18 protein-coding genes are annotated in these 15,443 nt (G+C 69.2%); 4 read left to right on the plus strand and 14 right to left on the minus strand.

The window, feature by feature from the left end:
- Positions 1-34: 34 nt before the first annotated feature.
- Positions 35-625, minus strand: coding sequence for a TetR/AcrR family transcriptional regulator (locus tag AC1RRW_RS13765; protein WP_492901319.1), 591 nt, complete (start codon positions 623-625; stop codon positions 35-37).
- A gap of 126 nt (positions 626-751) precedes the next feature.
- On the minus strand, positions 752-2,233 hold the full coding sequence (locus tag AC1RRW_RS13770; RefSeq protein ID WP_492901320.1) for a cobyric acid synthase: 1,482 nt from the start codon (positions 2,231-2,233) through the stop codon (positions 752-754).
- Between the two features lie 288 nt (positions 2,234-2,521).
- Between AC1RRW_RS13770 and AC1RRW_RS13775 the strand changes: the two genes are divergently transcribed.
- Complete coding sequence (locus tag AC1RRW_RS13775; protein WP_492901321.1) at positions 2,522-3,673, plus strand: aminotransferase; 1,152 nt, start codon at positions 2,522-2,524, stop codon at positions 3,671-3,673.
- Positions 3,674-3,727: 54 nt separating this feature from the next.
- On the opposite strand, the gene AC1RRW_RS13780 is transcribed toward AC1RRW_RS13775, so the two are convergent.
- The 12 genes from AC1RRW_RS13780 to AC1RRW_RS13835 form a co-directional block, all read right to left on the minus strand.
- The gene (locus tag AC1RRW_RS13780) at positions 3,728-5,044 is read right to left on the minus strand and encodes a hypothetical protein (protein WP_492901322.1); all 1,317 of its coding nucleotides are present in this window, start codon (positions 5,042-5,044) and stop codon (positions 3,728-3,730) included.
- An 82-nt stretch (positions 5,045-5,126) separates the two neighbouring features.
- Positions 5,127-5,477 carry a RidA family protein gene (locus AC1RRW_RS13785; protein ID WP_492901323.1) on the minus strand — a complete coding sequence of 117 codons (351 nt, stop codon included), beginning with the start codon at positions 5,475-5,477 and terminating at the stop codon, positions 5,127-5,129.
- Between the two features lie 109 nt (positions 5,478-5,586).
- On the minus strand, positions 5,587-6,036 hold the full coding sequence (locus tag AC1RRW_RS13790; RefSeq protein WP_492901324.1) for a YqaA family protein: 450 nt from the start codon (positions 6,034-6,036) through the stop codon (positions 5,587-5,589).
- Between the two features lie 52 nt (positions 6,037-6,088).
- Positions 6,089-7,057: a type I pantothenate kinase gene (gene coaA / locus AC1RRW_RS13795; protein WP_492901368.1), complete on the minus strand. Its 969-nt coding sequence runs from the start codon at positions 7,055-7,057 to the stop codon at positions 6,089-6,091.
- Positions 7,058-7,108: 51 nt separating this feature from the next.
- On the minus strand, positions 7,109-7,429 hold the full coding sequence (locus AC1RRW_RS13800; protein ID WP_492901325.1) for a phosphoribosyl-ATP diphosphatase: 321 nt from the start codon (positions 7,427-7,429) through the stop codon (positions 7,109-7,111).
- A 3-nt stretch (positions 7,430-7,432) separates the two neighbouring features.
- The gene (gene hisF, locus AC1RRW_RS13805) at positions 7,433-8,197 is read right to left on the minus strand and encodes an imidazole glycerol phosphate synthase subunit HisF (protein ID WP_492901326.1); all 765 of its coding nucleotides are present in this window, start codon (positions 8,195-8,197) and stop codon (positions 7,433-7,435) included.
- A complete protein-coding gene (locus AC1RRW_RS13810; protein ID WP_492901327.1) occupies positions 8,194-8,679 on the minus strand; it encodes a DUF29 domain-containing protein in 486 nt (161 codons plus the stop codon). Before AC1RRW_RS13810 ends, hisF begins: the two co-directional genes overlap by 4 nt.
- Positions 8,680-8,692: 13 nt before the next feature.
- Positions 8,693-9,442, minus strand: coding sequence for a 1-(5-phosphoribosyl)-5-[(5-phosphoribosylamino)methylideneamino]imidazole-4-carboxamide isomerase (gene hisA / locus AC1RRW_RS13815; protein ID WP_492901369.1), 750 nt, complete (start codon positions 9,440-9,442; stop codon positions 8,693-8,695).
- A complete protein-coding gene (gene hisH / locus AC1RRW_RS13820) occupies positions 9,430-10,086 on the minus strand; it encodes an imidazole glycerol phosphate synthase subunit HisH (RefSeq protein WP_492901328.1) in 657 nt (218 codons plus the stop codon). Before hisH ends, hisA begins: the two co-directional genes overlap by 13 nt.
- Positions 10,083-10,568 (minus strand): DUF2628 domain-containing protein, encoded by a 486-nt coding sequence (locus AC1RRW_RS13825; RefSeq protein ID WP_492901329.1) that lies wholly within the window; start codon positions 10,566-10,568, stop codon positions 10,083-10,085. The genes hisH and AC1RRW_RS13825 overlap by 4 nt, the downstream gene beginning before the upstream one ends.
- Positions 10,569-10,678: 110 nt before the next feature.
- The gene (hisB, locus tag AC1RRW_RS13830; RefSeq protein WP_492901330.1) at positions 10,679-11,266 is read right to left on the minus strand and encodes an imidazoleglycerol-phosphate dehydratase HisB; all 588 of its coding nucleotides are present in this window, start codon (positions 11,264-11,266) and stop codon (positions 10,679-10,681) included.
- A gap of 198 nt (positions 11,267-11,464) precedes the next feature.
- Positions 11,465-11,914, minus strand: coding sequence for a hypothetical protein (locus AC1RRW_RS13835; protein WP_492901331.1), 450 nt, complete (start codon positions 11,912-11,914; stop codon positions 11,465-11,467).
- Positions 11,915-11,957: 43 nt separating this feature from the next.
- Between AC1RRW_RS13835 and hslV the strand changes: the two genes are divergently transcribed.
- From hslV to murJ, 3 genes are read left to right on the plus strand one after another with little or no spacing between them, the layout of a single operon-like run.
- The gene (gene hslV, locus AC1RRW_RS13840; RefSeq protein ID WP_492901332.1) at positions 11,958-12,527 is read left to right on the plus strand and encodes an ATP-dependent protease subunit HslV; all 570 of its coding nucleotides are present in this window, start codon (positions 11,958-11,960) and stop codon (positions 12,525-12,527) included.
- Between the two features lie 22 nt (positions 12,528-12,549).
- Complete coding sequence (hslU, locus tag AC1RRW_RS13845) at positions 12,550-13,857, plus strand: ATP-dependent protease ATPase subunit HslU (RefSeq protein WP_492901333.1); 1,308 nt, start codon at positions 12,550-12,552, stop codon at positions 13,855-13,857.
- Positions 13,857-15,440, plus strand: coding sequence for a murein biosynthesis integral membrane protein MurJ (murJ, locus tag AC1RRW_RS13850; protein WP_492901334.1), 1,584 nt, complete (start codon positions 13,857-13,859; stop codon positions 15,438-15,440). Before hslU ends, murJ begins: the two co-directional genes overlap by 1 nt.
- Positions 15,441-15,443: the final 3 nt, after the last annotated feature.

Consider the following 15,443-nt stretch of genomic DNA (forward strand, 5'->3'; position numbering starts at 1 on the left):
CCGGCGGCGGCTTGTCAACGCGCGCGAGGCGCGCTCAGGGCCGGTGGCGCAGCAGCCCGGCCATCAGGAAATCGATCATGGCGCCGATCGCCGGGCCCGGCATGCAGTCGCATTGCGTCATCAGCAGCGGGTGGTGGAACCGGATCATCGCGGTGCGGATGCAGCGCGTCGCGTCGGCCGGATCGACCGCACGGAACTCGCCGGTCTCGACGCCCTGCGCCACGACGCGGCGCAGCACCGCGTCGAAACGCTCGATATGGCCGATGATCGCGTCCCAGCTCTCCTCCATCGCGGCGCAGACCATTTCCTGCATCCGCGCCTGGTCGGCGAAGCGCGCCTCGTTGATCCGGTTGGCGGCGAGCAGCATCTCGCGCAACCGCGACGCGGCCGAACCGGGTCCATCCGCGATCGCTCTCAGCGCGACTTCGAACTCGCCCTTGTAGCGCGCCAGCACCGCTTCGTTGATCGCCTTCTTGGAATCGAAGAAGCGATAGACATTGGCCGGCGACATCCGCAGCGACTTGGCGATGTCGGCGACCGTCGTCTTCTGGTAGCCGATATCGCGGAAATGGCGCTCGGCCGCATCGACGATGCTGAGCCGCGTGTCGCGCTCGGGATGGCTCAAGGCAGCCCGTCCTCGGTGCTGATAGGATCAGGAATGAATTGTTATGACGAATTTCGTTATTCGTCAATATTCTTAATGATCAAGGCGTTATGTCAAAAAACATAAAATCGTTGTTTTGACGAAACGTCAGCGCGTCCGCGCCAGCGCCAGGATCGCGTCGATGTCGAGATGTCGCGCCAGATGGGCCGCCAGCCGGTCCAGCGTCGCTTCGACATCGGCCTCGTAGTTCATCGTCGAGCCGATCGGCCGACCGGCGATGGCGCCGAGACAGGCCGAGCGCACCGCATCCGACGAGAAGACGCCGTGCAGATAGGCCCCGACGACGCGCCCGTCCGGGCTGCTTGCCCCGTCGCTACGGCCGCCGATCCGGAAGGGCGCACGCGCCGTGTCGCCGCCCTCGGTCTTCCCGAGATGGATTTCGTAGGCGCGGCCCGAGGCGTCGCTCGGCGCGTGCGTGAAGTCGACCTCGCGCACGGTCTTCTCCGGCGACAGCACCGTCTCGACGTCGAGCAGGCCGAGGCCCGCCGCCTCGCCGGCCGGGCCTTCGAGCCCGAGCGGGTCGCGCACGATCCGGCCCAGCATCTGATAGCCGCCGCACAGGCCCAGCACATGACCGCCGCGGCGGCGATGGGCGAGGATGTCGATGTCCCAGCCCTCGGCCCGCAGCACGGCGAGGTCGCGCAGCGTCGTCTTGGAGCCCGGCAGGATGACGAGGTGGGCGTCGCCCGGCAGCGCCTCGCCGCGCGGCACCAGCACGAGATCGACCGCATCCTCGCGCTTCAGCGGGTCGAGATCGTCGAAATTGGCGATGCCGGGCAGCACGGGCGCCGCGATCCTGAGCGCGGCATCGGGCCGTCGTTCCCCGCTGCGCAGGTCGAGCCCGTCCTCCGCCGGCAGGCGGAAGGCGTCTGCGAACCACGGCACGACGCCGAAGCAGGGCCAGCCCGTGGCGGCCCGGATCGTCTCGACGCCGGCCGAGAACAGCGAAACGTCGCCCCGGAACCGGTTGATCGCGAAGCCCGCGATCATGGCGCGGTCGGCCTCGTCGAGCACGGCATGGCTGCCGACCAGGCTCGCGATCACGCCGCCGCGGTCGATGTCGCCGACCAGGATGGCGGGCACGCCGGCGGCGCGGGCGAAGCCGAGATTGGCGATGTCGCGCGCGCGCAGATTGGTTTCGGCCGGCGAGCCGGCGCCTTCGACGACGACGAGGTCGGCATCCGCGCCGAGCCGGGAAAAGCTCTCCAGCACCTTGGGCATGAAATCGCTCCGCCGTGCGAAATCGCTCGAGGCGAGACGGCCGGCGACGCGGCCCTGCAGCACGATCTGGCTGCCGGTCCCGCTCTCGGGCTTGAGCAGCACCGGGTTCATGTCGGTATGGGGGGCGATGCGCGCGGCGCGCGCCTGCAACGCCTGCGCCCGGCCGATCTCGCCGCCGGGCGTCGCGGCCGCATTGTTCGACATGTTCTGCGGCTTGAAGGGCCTGACGTTCAGCCCGCGATCGGCGAACAGTCGGCACAGGCCCGCCACGATCAGCGACTTGCCGACATTGGAGCCGGTGCCGAGGATCATGACGGCAGGGATGCGGCGGGTTGTGAACGGGGCCATTCGCCTGCTTAGGCAAGCGCTGCGAGGCCGGCAAGGCGCTCCGTCCAGCGATGCCGCTGACAGGAAGGGTCACCGGTTCACGCCAATATCCCGTTGCGTCAAAGGGGCGAAGCCGCCGCGGGCGCCCGTCGTGAACCGGCTCGCGCAGATAAGCATTGATCGCTGATGAATGTCAACATTCATCATTCGATATTTCGTATCGGCTTGTTTCCGCGGGGAGCGGATGCGCTGCGCCACCCGCCATGCTAGAGCGGCTGCCGCCTTCCCGCCGCCAGCCATGATCCTGCGATGAATCCGATCTTTTCGTCTCTCCAGACCAGCGTGTTCGAGGTGATGTCCAGGCTCGCCCGCGAGACGGGCGCGGTCAATCTCGGGCAGGGCTTTCCCGACGATCCGGGGCCGGAGGATGTCCGGCGCAAGGCGGCGGACGCGGTGATCGACGGCTGGAACCAGTATCCGCCGATGATGGGTCTGCCCGAGTTGCGCCAGGCGACGGCCGCGCATTTCAGGCGCTGGCAGGACCTCGAGCTCGATCCCGACAGCGAGATCATGGTGACCTCGGGCGCGACCGAGGCGATCGCGGGCGCGCTGATGGCGCTGGTCGCGCCGGGCGACGAGGTCGTGCTGTTCGAGCCGATGTACGACGCCTATGTCCCGCTCGTGCTGCGCGCCGGCGGCGTGCCGAAATTCGTCACGCTGACGCCGCCGGCCTTCGGGCTCGGCGAGGCCGCCCTGGCGCGGGTCTTCTCGCCGAAGACCCGGGTGGTGCTGTTCAACAACCCGCTTAACCCGACGGCGACGATCTTCAGCGACGCCGATCTCGACCTGCTGGCGTCCTTCTGCGTGAGGCACGACGCCGTCGCGCTCTGCGACGAGGTCTGGGAGCATGTCGTCTTCGACGGCCGCCGCCATGTCCCGATGATCAGCCGGCCCGGCATGCGCGAGCGCACCGTCAAGATCTCGTCGGCCGGCAAGATCTTCTCGCTGACCGGCTGGAAGGTCGGGCTGGTCATGGCCGCGCCGGACCTGATGAAGGTTCTGGCCAAGGCGCATCAGTACATCACCTTCACCACCCCGCCGAACCTGCAGGCGGCCGTCGCCTACGGCCTCGGCAAGGACGATTCCTATTTCGAGGGGATGCGGGCCGATTTCCAGCGCTCGCGCGACCGTTTCGCCGGAGGCCTGCGCGATCTCGGCTATTCCGTGCTGCCGAGCGTCGGCACCTACTTCCTGAATGTCGACATCGCCCCGCTGGGCGAGAGCGACGATGTCGCCTTCTGCCAGCGGCTGGTGACGGAGAGCGGCGTCGCCGCGATCCCGGTCAGCGCCTTCTATGCGCAGGGCGCGGTCAGGACCGTGGTGAGGTTCTGCTTCGCCAAGCATGATGCGACGCTTGACGCGGCGCTGGAACGCCTCGCCGACCGCAGGCGCGCCGCCTGAGCGCTAGCCGGCGCGTTTTCGTCACCAGACCCTGTCCATGGTCGCTGACAGCCTCTAGAGCCGGGCGCTCGCCTCGCCCAGGCGCTTCTGCAGCGCCGCGGCGTTTGCCGGGAAGCCGGCCGCACGAAGGCTCTCGATCGCCGTCATCAACTGCGTCAGCGCTTGCCGCGCCAGGCTTTCGTCCTTCTGGCGCTCGGCCAGCTGCAGGGTCGCGAAACCCCGGTTTGCCGAACTCGTCGCCCAGAGCAGCGGCTGCGTCTCCCGTCTGCGTTCTTCCAGCGCGCGCTCGAAGGCGGCGATCGCCTCCTCCAGCACCACGGGCTCGCGGTAGCGCGCGCCCATTGCGAAGAGCACGAGGCCCATCTCGTCCTGAAGCGCGGCCCAGCGCAGCGGCTCGCGGCCGCGTTCGACGGTCGCCACGATCCGGTTGAAGCTGTTGAAGGCGCGTTCCAGCATGGCGAGATCGCCGCGGCGGCCTCCGAGCGTGGCCCGGGCTCGGGCGATGGCGTATTCCAGCTCGAGCCAGCCCGGGCCGTCGCGGTCGCGATCCCAGGCCGCGAGCGCCGCGGCGAGCGCCGTCACGGCGTCTTCGAGGAGTTCCTCGTCGCCGCGCGCCTCGCCCAGCGCCAGCGCCAGCACGCCGAACTTCGCCTTCAAGCCCCGCCACAGCCCGGGCGCTTCCGTGCGTCCCAGATCCTCCAGCCCGGCGCGACAGGCGTCGAGCGCTTCGGCCCGCGGGCCGATCTCGCCGGTGATGTCGGCCAGCTTCGCCAGGGCATCCGCGAGCGCCGCCTGCACGGCCGCGAAGGCGGCCGATTCGACGAGGCCGTCGAGACCTTCGAGCAGCCGCCGCGCCTGGACTATGGCGTCGTCCAGTCCTTCGCGGCCGCCGAAATCGAGGCTGATGCGCGCCAGTGTCTCGACCTGCGCGACCGCGAACTGGCGGCTGCGCGGCAGATCGGCGAGACCCATCAAGGCCGAAGCCTCGCTGTAGCGCTGCGCCGCTTCGCCATAGGCTTCGGGCGCGGTTCGCAGGAAACTCGTCGCCGCGCGGTCGGCGCGGACCTCGCCTGCGGCCTGCCGACGCCCGGGCGGCAGCGTGGCCAGATTGGCGAGGTCCCCGAGCAGGGCGAGCTCGCGCTGGGCGAGCGCCTTGTCGAGCTCACCGAGGCGGCCGGCATCGAGCGCGGCCGTCGCGGCCGCGCGAAACCGCGTCTCGGCCTCGTCGGCCGCGGCTGAACCCAATCTTGCGCGTAAAGCCAGGAAGTCCTCGGCCTTGCGCTCGAGCAGCGCCTCCAGCACGTCCGGGGATGGAAGCGTCGGCCGCTTGACGAACTCCGACATCATGGCGAGCAGGGCCGTCGCCGGCACGCCCCGCCGACGTGCCGTCTCGGCGAGGAGCGCCGTCAGGCCGTCTTGATTCGTCGCGCCGCCGTCCACGCCCGAGCGCCCGTCACTTGGCCGCGATGACCGCGATCTCGACCGTGAACTGCGGCGCGGCGAGCTTCGCCTCGACCGTGGCCCTCCCGGGCGTCGCGCCGGCGACGACCCACTTGTCCCAGACGCCGTTCATCTCGGCGAAGGTCGACATGTCGGACAGCCAGATATTGACCATCAGCAGCCTGGTCTTGTCGGTGCCGGCCTCGGCGAGCAGCCCGTCGATGATGCCGAGGATGTCGGCGGTCTGCTCGGCGACGCTCTTGCCCGCCGCCTTGTCGGCGACCTGGCCGGCCAGATAGACGGTGTCGCCGTGGACCACCGCCTTGGACATGCGCGGGCCGACGCCGATACGCTGGATGCTCATCGTCTTGATCTCCTGAAAACGGGCCGTTGCTGGTAGCCCGGAGCGCGCGGTTGCGCAAATGGCCGGATCGCAACGCAGGGATGCGGCGTCAAGCCGCCGAGGCGGCCGCTCAGCCCAGCGCGGCCCAGCCGGCCCAGAGCGCGGCGTAGCGCCCGGCCTTGCCGACCAGGACGAGCAGGATGAAGCGCCCGAGCGGATAGTTCAGCGTGCCGGCGACCAGCGTGAGCGGGTCGCCGCCGATCGGCAGCCAGGCGAAGAGCAGCGAAGGCCAGCCGAAGCGTCGAAACCAGCCCTGCGCCCGGGCAAGCCCGTCGGGATCGGGCCGCAATCGCGCCGGCAGACGCTGGACGCCATGACGCGAGATCAGCCGGCCGATCTGCCAGTTGAAGACCGAGCCCGCCGTATTGGCGAGGCTGGCGACGAGAAACAGCGCCAGCGGATCGACGGTCTTCGCCGCCAGCAAACCGACGAAGACGATCTCCGACTGCGCCGGCAGGAGCGTCGCGGCGACGAACGCCGCGCCCGCCATGCCGGCGAGCGAGGCGATCGCCTCCGTCACGGCATGACGCCAAAAAGTGAGGACCGGGGCTTGGACGACATCATGCCGCCACCTAGAGCCGTCTCAGGGCGACCCGCTGGATGCGGTGGCTCGCGCCCTTGGTCAGGATCAGGCTGGCCCGCTGGCGCGTCGGCAGGATGTTCTCCCGCAGGTTGGGCAGGTTGATCCCGGTCCAGAGCGTCTCCGCGATCGAGAGCGCCTCGTCCTCGGCGATCTCGGCATATTTGCGGAAGAAGGAGCGCGGATCGCGGAAGGCCGTCTGGCGCAGGGTCATGAAGCGGTTGACGTACCAGCGGTGCAGATCGTTCTCGTCGGCGTCGAGATAGACCGAGAAGTCGAAATAGTCGGAGACGAATGGGATCACCGTGCCGTCCTTCGGCATCCGGCTCGGCTGAAGCACGTTCAGCCCTTCCAGGATCAGGATGTCGGGCCGCTCGACCGTGACCTGCTCGCCCGGCACGACATCGTAGACCAGATGCGAGTAGACAGGCGCCGTGACGGCCTTCCTGCCGGCCTTGATCTCGGACAGGAAGCGCAGGATCGCCGCGCCGTCATAGCTCTCCGGAAAGCCCTTGCGCTGCATCAGCCCGCGCCGCTCGAGCTCCGCGTTCGGCAGCAGGAAGCCGTCCGTGGTGACGAGCTCGACCTTGGGCGTGTTCGGCCAGCGCGACAGCAGCGCCTTGAGCACGCGCGCCGTGGTCGACTTGCCGACCGCGACCGAGCCCGCGACCCCGATGATATAGGGCACCTTGACCTCGGCTTCGGCCAGCAGGAAGCGCTGCGTCGCCTTGAACAGCCCTTGCGTCGCGGCGACGTAAAGCGAGAGCAGGCGCGACAGCGGCAGATAGATCGCGACGATCTCGTCGAGCGAGATCGGGTCGTTGATCGATTGCAGCTTGGTCAGGTCGTCGACCGAGAGCGTCAGCGGCGTATCGGCGCGCAGATGCGCCCACTCGTCGCGGGTGAAGCTGCGGTAGGGCGAGCCGAGATCGGCCGGCGCGGGGATCAGACGCTGGTCCATCAGGCGACCCGCATTCCAGGCTTCGAGGTTCAACGCAGGGTCTTTCCGGGCTCAACGCGGCCGCGCCGCTTTTTCCGCCAGCCCGGATGTCGCGGTGCGGGCCTCAAGCTGGCTCAACACGTCTTGCAATGCAACATCGCGCGATCCGAGCACGACCAGGAGATGATAGATGAGGTCGGCGCTCTCGGCGATCAGCTCGGCGCGGTCGCCCCTGACGGCGGCGATCACGGTCTCGACCGCCTCCTCGCCGAGCTTCTTGGCGCAGCGTTCCGGCCCGGCGGCCAGCAGCTTCGCCGTCCAGGATTCGTCGGGCGAGGCCTTGGCGCGCTCGGCAATGCGGGCTTCGAGATCGGCGAGGGTGAAGGCGGTCATCGCTCAGGCCAACCGCATCTTGAGCCCGGCCGCCGCCATATGCGCCTTGGCCTGCGGGATGGTGTAGGTCCCGAAATGAAAGATCGAGGCTGCCAGCACCGCCGAGGCGTGTCCTTCGCTGACGCCCTCGACGAGATGATCGAGCGTGCCGACGCCGCCCGACGCCACCACCGGGATGGAAACCGCATCCGCCACGCGCCGCGTCAAGGCAAGGTCGAAGCCGGTCCTGGCGCCGTCGCGGTCCATCGAGGTCAGCAGGATTTCGCCCGCTCCCAGACTCGCGACCTCGCGCGCATAGGCGATCGCGTCGATGCCGGTCGGGTTGCGCCCGCCATGGGTGAAGACCTCCCAGCGATGGGCTGAGACCTGCTTGGCGTCGATCGCCACGACGATGCATTGCGCGCCGAACTTTTCCGCCGCCTCGCGCACGAACTCGCGCCGATGCACCGCCGCCGTCATGATCGAGGCCTTGTCGGCCCCGGCGAGAAGCAGCCTGCGGATGTCCTCGACGCCGCGCACGCCGCCGCCGACCGTCAGCGGCATGAAGCAGGCCTCGGCCGTGCGGCTGACGATGTCGAACAGGATGCCGCGGTCCTCGTGGCTCGCGGTGATGTCGAGGAAGCAGAGCTCGTCGGCGCCGGCCGCGTCATAGGCCTTGGCCGCCTCGACCGGATCGCCGGCATCGACCAGGTCGACGAAGTTGACGCCCTTGACGACGCGGCCGTCCTTGACGTCGAGGCAGGGGATGATGCGGGTTTTGAGGGTCATGCGGGGTCGAGATCGAACACGCGGCTCGCCAGGTCTTGCATGGTGTAGGGACACTCGGCTGGAAAGACACCGATCTTGAGGCCGGTTTCCGCTGCGGCTTCGATGCGGGCGCGTCGGTATGCGCGCTCGGCCGCCTCGGCGAAGCGAGGTTTCAGGCCTGGGTTCTCAGCCAGGACGTCTGCGAAGTCGCCACGTTGCACGACGATCGTGGTCAGCCAACTGCGGCTGCGCTTTTCCGACTGATAGTCCCATTTGAGCATGTGCATCATCAAGACGCGCAGCGCACTGCTTAGCTTGTGGAACTGCTCCTTGCCCAGGCTCTCCAGCTCCTCGACGATGTTGGCGCGGTCGATCTCGTCGAAGCGGCCTTCCCGCACCAGCGCGGCCTGCTGCAGCGCCCAGGAGTAGAAGTCCCGTTCGTAGAGATCGGCCGGCGCAGGCGGCGTCTTGGGCAGTTCGAACACGCTCATGCGGGCGAACATAGCCGATCCGGCTTCATGCGTCAGCTCTCGCGCTCGCCAGCCGCGTCAGGGCAGCCGCTGGATCAATCCGCCCGTCATAAAGCGCACGACCCGTGATCGCGCCTTCCAGGATCGCGGCGTCGGACGCACAGAGCCGTTCGATGTCGGCCATGGACGCCAGGCCCCCGGATGCGATCACCGGGATCGTCAGCGCGTTGGCCAGCGCGATCGTGCCGTCCCAGTCGACGCCCTGCAGCATGCCGTCGCGGGCGATGTCGGTGTAGACGACGGCCGAGACCCCGGCGTCCTCGAAGCGCCGTCCGAGATCGTCGGCGGCCAGCGCCGAGGTCTCGGCCCAGCCCTCGACCGCGACGAACCCGTCGCGCGCGTCGATGCCGACCGCGACCTGACCCGGAAAGGCTTTCGCCGCCTCCCGCACGAAGCCGGGGTCGCGCACGGCCGCCGTGCCGATGATGACGCGCCTGATGCCTTTATCGAGCCAGCCCGCGACCGTCTTCATGTCGCGGATGCCGCCGCCGAGCTGCACCGGGAAAGCGACCTTGGCGAGGATCGCCTCGACGGCCGCGGCGTTCATCGGCTTGCCGGCGAAGGCGCCGTCGAGATCGACGACATGCAGCCACTGGAAGCCCTGCGCCTCGAAGGCGGCTGCCTGCGCGGCCGGGTCGTCGTTGAACACGGTCGCGCGGCCCATGTCGCCCTGCCGCAGGCGCACGCACTGGCCGTTCTTCAGGTCGATGGCGGGAAACAGGATCACGGCGTCCAGCCCAGGAAATTGGCGATCAGCCGCAGCCCCAGCGTCTGGCTCTTCTCGGGGTGGAACTGCGTGCCGGCGATGTTGCCCCGCGCGACCATGGCCGTGACCGGGCCGCCATGGTCGGTGACGGCGAGCACGTCCTCGGGCCTTTCGGCGTTCAGCGCGTAGGAATGCACGAAATAGGCGTGCAGCCCCCGCGGCCCGGTCTCGATGCCGTCGAGCAGCGGGTGGTCGTCCTGCCTGTGCAAGGTGTTCCAGCCCATATGCGGAATCTTCAGGCCGTCGTCGTTCGGCACGATCGGCGCGACATCGCCTGAAATCCAGCCGAGCCCCGGCGTCACGACATATTCGAGCCCGCGCGTGGCGAGCAACTGCATTCCGACGCATATCCCGAGGAAGGGCCGACCCTTGGCCCGCACGGTCTCCTCCAGCGCCTCGACCATGCCGCCGACGGCGTCGAGCCCCCGCCGGCAATCGGCGAAGGCGCCGACGCCCGGCAGCACGATCCGGTCGGCGGCGCGGACCGCGTCGGGGCCGCTGCTGACGCTGATCGTCGACGCGATGCCGGATTCGACCGCGGCGCGCTCGAAGGCTTTCGCGGCCGAATGGAGATTTCCCGAGCCGTAGTCGATGATGACGACCCTCTGGCTCATCGCCTCTGCGCCTCGGGGAAGAGCCCGATCACCGGAACGGCGCCAGCCGGCTGGCGCCGCGCCGTGGCGGGTAGAGGCAGGCGCGGCGCGGGCGTCTCGCCGGCGAGCGCCCGTTCGAAATAGCGCCGCTCGGCCTCGGCGAGATCGCGCGCCTCGACGACATCGGCCGGACGCCAGCCCTGGCGGGCGAGCTTGCGCGCGATCAGGTTCTGGCCCTCTAGGCCGAGGAACAGGCCGATCGCCCAGTAGCTCAGCATCAGCGCGCCGTCCGGCAGGCCGAGGCCGGTCCGCGCACAGAACAGCGCCGCCCAGATCAGCGCATAGACCAGCGTCGCCAGCCAGAGCCGCTTGCCGAGCAGCCAGAGCCCGCCGAGCGCGAAGGCGGACCAACAAAAGGTCTCGGGCAGCAGCCGCGCCTGCTCGATCTCCTCGCGCCGGCCGCCGGAGCCCGGCGGCGGGATCATCACGCTGTAGAAGGCCATCGTCGTCTCCTAGAGCATCGGACCGGAAAGTGGAATCCACTTTTCGGAAAATCTGATGCAAAAACAAAAAGCTAGATCGCCACTCCGCGTCCGAAAGGACGCGCGGCGATCTACAGCGCGCCCTTGGTCGAGGGCACGCGGCCGCCCTCGCGCGGATCGACCTCAAGCGCGCTCCGCAGCGCCCGCGCCAGCCCCTTGAAGCAACTCTCGGCGATGTGGTGGGCGTTCTCGCCATAGAGCGTCTCGACATGCAGCGTGACGCCGGCGTTCATGGCGAAGGCCTGGAAGAACTCGCGCACCAGTTCGGTGTCGAATGATCCGATCTTCTCCGCCTTGAACTGCGTCCTGAAGACCAGAAAGGGCCGGCCCGAGACGTCGACCGCGACCCGGGTCAGCGTCTCGTCCATCGGCAGGTGCACGTCGGCATAGCGGCGGATGCCCTTCTTGTCGCCGAGCGCCTGCTTCAGCGCCTCGCCGAGCGCGATGCCGGCATCCTCGACCGAATGGTGGTCGTCGATATGGGTGTCGCCCTTCACGCTGACGGTCAGGTCGATCAGCGAATGGCGCGCGAACAGGTCGAGCATATGGTCAAGGAAGCCGACGCCGGTCGAAGTCTCGGCCTTGCCGGTGCCGTCGAGCACGAGCTTGACCGCGATGTCGGTCTCGTTGGTGCGGCGCTTGACCTCGCCAGAACGCATGGTTGCCTCTGTCGTTTCCACGAATGCGAGCGGCTTTAGCAGGCGAAGGGGCGCAGGCCAATGCGTTTGCCGGTCCCTCTCCGTCATGCTCGCCCTCGTGGCGAGCATCCACGTCATTGCATAGGCGCGACGAGGGAAGACGTGGATGGTCGGGACAAGCCCGCCCATGACGGGAAAGGTGTGGCGGAGGCGAAGGCGCTACGTCGTATCGGGCGGCCCGAACCGCGCCAGGAACGCCCGCGCCCGCGGCATCGCGTCGTGCAGGAACTGGCCGGGCTCGCGCAGCCAGAGCCCGTCATAGGTCTTCGACTTCGCCTCCGAGATCAGCACGTCCTGCGGCAGCGGCACGAGCGTGGCGTCCCAGCCCGGCCACCACAGCCGGCCCTTGGCGAAGTGATGCGCTACGAGGTTTCGCTCGCGGCGATAGCCATGGAAATCGAAGGCCGTCTCGCCGTCGGTGACGAAGACGTGGTTGCCGGTGAAACCTCCGGAGGGCCGGATCCAGACCGCATGAAAACCGCTCTCGGGATAGGCCTCCAGGAAAGCGTAGGCGAGGATGTGGCAGGCGCCGCAGGCGAAGAAGACGCGCTCGGACAGATTCCAGCGTTTGACGGGGTCGCTCTTGATACCGGGCCTCAGCCTGAACATGTTGGCGGCTCCCGCCCGTTTCCCGACCCGAGACCGAATCGACATGTCCGAGCCTAGCAACGCCCCGGTGATGCACGCGACCACGATCCTGATGGTGCGCAAGGGCGGCAAGGTCGTGATCGGCGGCGACGGCCAGGTCTCGCTCGGCCAGACCATCATGAAGGGCAACGCCAGAAAGGTTCGCCGCCTCGCCAAGGGCGCGGTGATCGCGGGCTTCGCCGGCGCGACCGCCGACGCCTTCACGCTGTTCGAGCGGCTGGAGAGCAAGCTGGAGCAGTATCCGACGCAATTGCTGCGCGCCTGCGTCGAGCTCGCCAAGGACTGGCGCACCGACCGCTATCTGCGCCGGCTGGAGGCGATGCTGCTCGTCGCCGACAAGGAGGTCTCGCTGCTGATCTCCGGCACCGGCGACGTGCTTGAGCCCGAAGCCGCGGAGCACGGCTCGGTGATGGCGATCGGCTCCGGCGGCAACTATGCGCTGGCGGCCGCGCGCGCACTGGTCGATGTCGAGGCCGACGCCGAGGCGATCGTGCGCAAGGCGATGAGGATCGCCGGCGACATCTGCGTCTATACGAACCATTCGCTCGTGATCGAGACGCTCGACGCCGTCTGATTGTCAGCCCCACGGACATCCCATGACCTCATTCTCCCCGCGCGAGATCGTCTCCGAGCTCGACCGTTTCATCGTCGGCCAGAACGACGCCAAGCGCGCCGTCGCCATCGCCCTGCGCAACCGCTGGCGGAGGCAGCAGCTGGAGGGGCCGCTGCGCGAGGAGGTGAGCCCCAAAAACATCCTGATGATCGGGCCGACCGGCTGCGGCAAGACCGAGATCGCGCGCCGCCTCGCCAGGCTCGCCAACGCGCCCTTCCTCAAGGTCGAGGCGACCAAGTTCACCGAGGTCGGCTATGTCGGCCGCGACGTCGAATCGATCGTGCGCGATCTCGTCGAGGTCGCGATCGCGCTGGTGCGGGAGAGCCGGCGCAAGGATGTCCAGGCCAAGGCCCATGTCGCGGCCGAGGAGCGCGTGCTCGACGCGCTGGTCGGCACGACCGCGTCGCCGGCGACGCGCGACACCTTTCGTCGGAAGCTGCGCGCCAACGAGCTCGACGAGAAGGAGATCGAGGTCGAGATCGCGAGCGGCGCGTCCAACACGCCGATGTTCGAGGTGCCCGGCATGCCGGGGGCCTCGATCGGCGCGATCAATCTCGGCGACATGTTCGGCAAGGCTTTCGGCCAGAAGGGCAAGCCGCGCCGCGTGCTGGTCAGGGACGCCTACGGCCCGTTGCTGACCGAGGAGAGCGACAAGCTGATCGATCAGGAGGCGATCGTGCAGGCCGCGATCCGCGAGGTCGAGGAGAACGGCATCGTCTTCCTCGACGAGATCGACAAGATCTGCGCCCGCGAGGGCAAGGGCGGCGTCGACGTTTCGCGCGAGGGCGTCCAGCGCGATCTCCTGCCGTTGATCGAGGGCACCACGGTCGCGACCAAGCACGGCGCGGTCAAGAGCGACCACATCCTGTTCATCGCGTCGGGCGCCTTCCACGTCTCGCGCCCGTCCGACCTGCTGCCGGAACTGCAGGGCCGCCTGCCGATCCGCGTCGAATTGCAGCCGCTCGACATCGAGGACTTCAAGCGCATCCTGACCGAGACCGAAGCCAGCCTGATCAAGCAGACGGTGGCGCTGATGGCGACCGAGGAGGTCGCGGTCGAGTTCACGCCGGACGCGATCCACGCCATCGCCCGCATCGCCGTCGACGTGAACTCGACGGTCGAGAACATCGGCGCAAGGCGGCTCCAGACCGTGATCGAGCGTATCCTCGACGACATCTCCTTCACCGCGCCGGACCGCTCCGGCGAGGCCGTGACGATCGACGGATCCTATGTCGAGGCGCGGATCGGCGATCTGGCGAAGAACGCCGATCTGAGCCGGTTCATCCTCTGATGCAGCCTCCGGCCGACGCCGCGCCGGAGCCCTCCCGCCTCGCCCGCGACTCCGCCGTCGTCGGCGCGGCGACCATCCTCTCGCGGCTGCTCGGTTTCGCGCGCGACGTGCTGATCGCGCGGCTGCTCGGGGCCGGGCCGGTCGCGGATGCGTTTCTGGCGGCCTTGCGGCTGCCCAACCTCGTCCGGCGCGTGCTCGGCGAGGGCGGCCTGAACGCGCCTTTCGTGCCGCTCTATCTCGCGATCAAGGGCGAGAAGGGCGAGGCGGCCGCGCGGAAATTCGCCGGCGAGGCGGCGTCGCATCTGGCGCTGCTTCTCGTCGTGCTGGTCGGGTTCGGCGAATTGTTCGCGCCCTGGGTCGTGCTCGGCCTGGCCGGCGGCTTCGCCGGGGAGCCGGCGACGCTTGCGCTGGCGGCGCATTACACGCGTCTGATGCTGCCCTTCCTGCTGCTGACCACGCTCGCGGCCATGCTGGCGGCGCTGCTCAACGCGGAAAAGCATTTCGCTCTGGCGGCGCTCGCGCCGGCGCTGATGAACGCGCTCCTGCTCGGCGCGCTGCTGGCCCTGCTGATCGCCGGCGGCGAACCGGCCTTCGCCGCGCCCCTGCTCGCCGGCCTCGTCAGCCTGACGGGCCTCGCCCATCTCGCCCTGATCCTGTTCGGGCTGAGCCGGATCGGCCGGCCCAGCCCGAGCCTGCGCTGGTCGCCGGACATGAGCCGTCTCGTCCGCACCGGCGGCGCGACCCTGCTCGCGGCCTCGTCCGCGCAGCTCGTCCTGCTCGTCGCGACCCAGATCGCCTCGCTGGAGCCGGGCTCGGTCGCGGCGCTCTACTATGCCGACCGCGTCTTCCAGCTGCCGCTCGGCTTCGTCGGCGTGGCGATGGGAACCGTGGCGCTGTCGGAGATGGCGGCGGCCTCGAGCGCCGACCACGATGCCGCGCTCGGCCGGGCGCTCGTGCTCGGGCTGGCGCTCGCCATCCCGGCCGCGACCGCGCTGGCGCTGCTGGCCGAGCCGATCGTCTCCGTGCTGTTCGAGCATGGCCGCTTCGGCGCGCAGGATCGCCAGCGCACCGCCGCCGCGCTCTCGGCCTTCGCCCTCGGCCTGCCCTTCGCGGTGATCGCGAAGGTTTTCGGGCAGGTTTATTTCACACGCCAGGCGCCCCGCCTGCCGCTGCTCGCCGGCGGGCTCGCGGTGCTGGTCGCCGTGCTCGCCGGCCTGACGCTGGCGAGCGAAGGGCGGGCGGCGGAGATGGCGGCGCTGGCGGCGAGCCTCGCCTTCCTGGCGCAGGCCGCGCTGCTGGCGACGACGCTGGCGCGGGCCGGGCTCTGGCGGCCGACGCGTGCATCGTTGCTGCCGCTCGGCGCGACGCTCGTCGCCAGCGCGGCGATGGGGCTCGTGCTGCTCGCCGGCCGCGACGCGCTCGGCGGCATGCTCGCGCCCGGCCAGCCGACGCTCCGGCGCATCGCTGCGCTCATGGCGCTGTGCGGCGGCGGGTTTGCCGCCTATGCCGTGACGGCGCTCCGGCTGGGAGCCTTCGGTGCGGTCCGCATCGGCCTCTGGCCCTTGCGCAAGCGGCGGGGTTGAGCC

The sequence above is a fragment of the Allobosea sp. GW821-FHT12C12 genome, from assembly GCF_058807355.1.

Coding starts and splice junctions, on each gene's coding strand:
- AC1RRW_RS13800 (WP_492901325.1), bottom strand. CDS start 7,429: ATGACCGCCTTCACCCTCGCCGATCTCGAAGCCCGCATTGCCGAGCGC.
- coaA (WP_492901368.1), bottom strand. CDS start 7,057: ATGGACCAGCGTCTGATCCCCGCGCCGGCCGATCTCGGCTCGCCCTAC.
- hisB (WP_492901330.1), bottom strand. CDS start 11,266: ATGCGTTCTGGCGAGGTCAAGCGCCGCACCAACGAGACCGACATCGCG.
- AC1RRW_RS13785 (WP_492901323.1), bottom strand. CDS start 5,477: ATGAGCATCCAGCGTATCGGCGTCGGCCCGCGCATGTCCAAGGCGGTG.
- AC1RRW_RS13770 (WP_492901320.1), bottom strand. CDS start 2,233: ATGGCCCCGTTCACAACCCGCCGCATCCCTGCCGTCATGATCCTCGGC.
- hslU (WP_492901333.1), top strand. CDS start 12,550: ATGACCTCATTCTCCCCGCGCGAGATCGTCTCCGAGCTCGACCGTTTC.
- hslV (WP_492901332.1), top strand. CDS start 11,958: ATGTCCGAGCCTAGCAACGCCCCGGTGATGCACGCGACCACGATCCTG.
- AC1RRW_RS13810 (WP_492901327.1), bottom strand. CDS start 8,679: ATGTTCGCCCGCATGAGCGTGTTCGAACTGCCCAAGACGCCGCCTGCG.
- AC1RRW_RS13825 (WP_492901329.1), bottom strand. CDS start 10,568: ATGGCCTTCTACAGCGTGATGATCCCGCCGCCGGGCTCCGGCGGCCGG.
- murJ (WP_492901334.1), top strand. CDS start 13,857: ATGCAGCCTCCGGCCGACGCCGCGCCGGAGCCCTCCCGCCTCGCCCGC.
- AC1RRW_RS13775 (WP_492901321.1), top strand. CDS start 2,522: ATGAATCCGATCTTTTCGTCTCTCCAGACCAGCGTGTTCGAGGTGATG.
- AC1RRW_RS13835 (WP_492901331.1), bottom strand. CDS start 11,914: ATGTTCAGGCTGAGGCCCGGTATCAAGAGCGACCCCGTCAAACGCTGG.
- hisF (WP_492901326.1), bottom strand. CDS start 8,197: ATGACCCTCAAAACCCGCATCATCCCCTGCCTCGACGTCAAGGACGGC.
- hisH (WP_492901328.1), bottom strand. CDS start 10,086: ATGAGCCAGAGGGTCGTCATCATCGACTACGGCTCGGGAAATCTCCAT.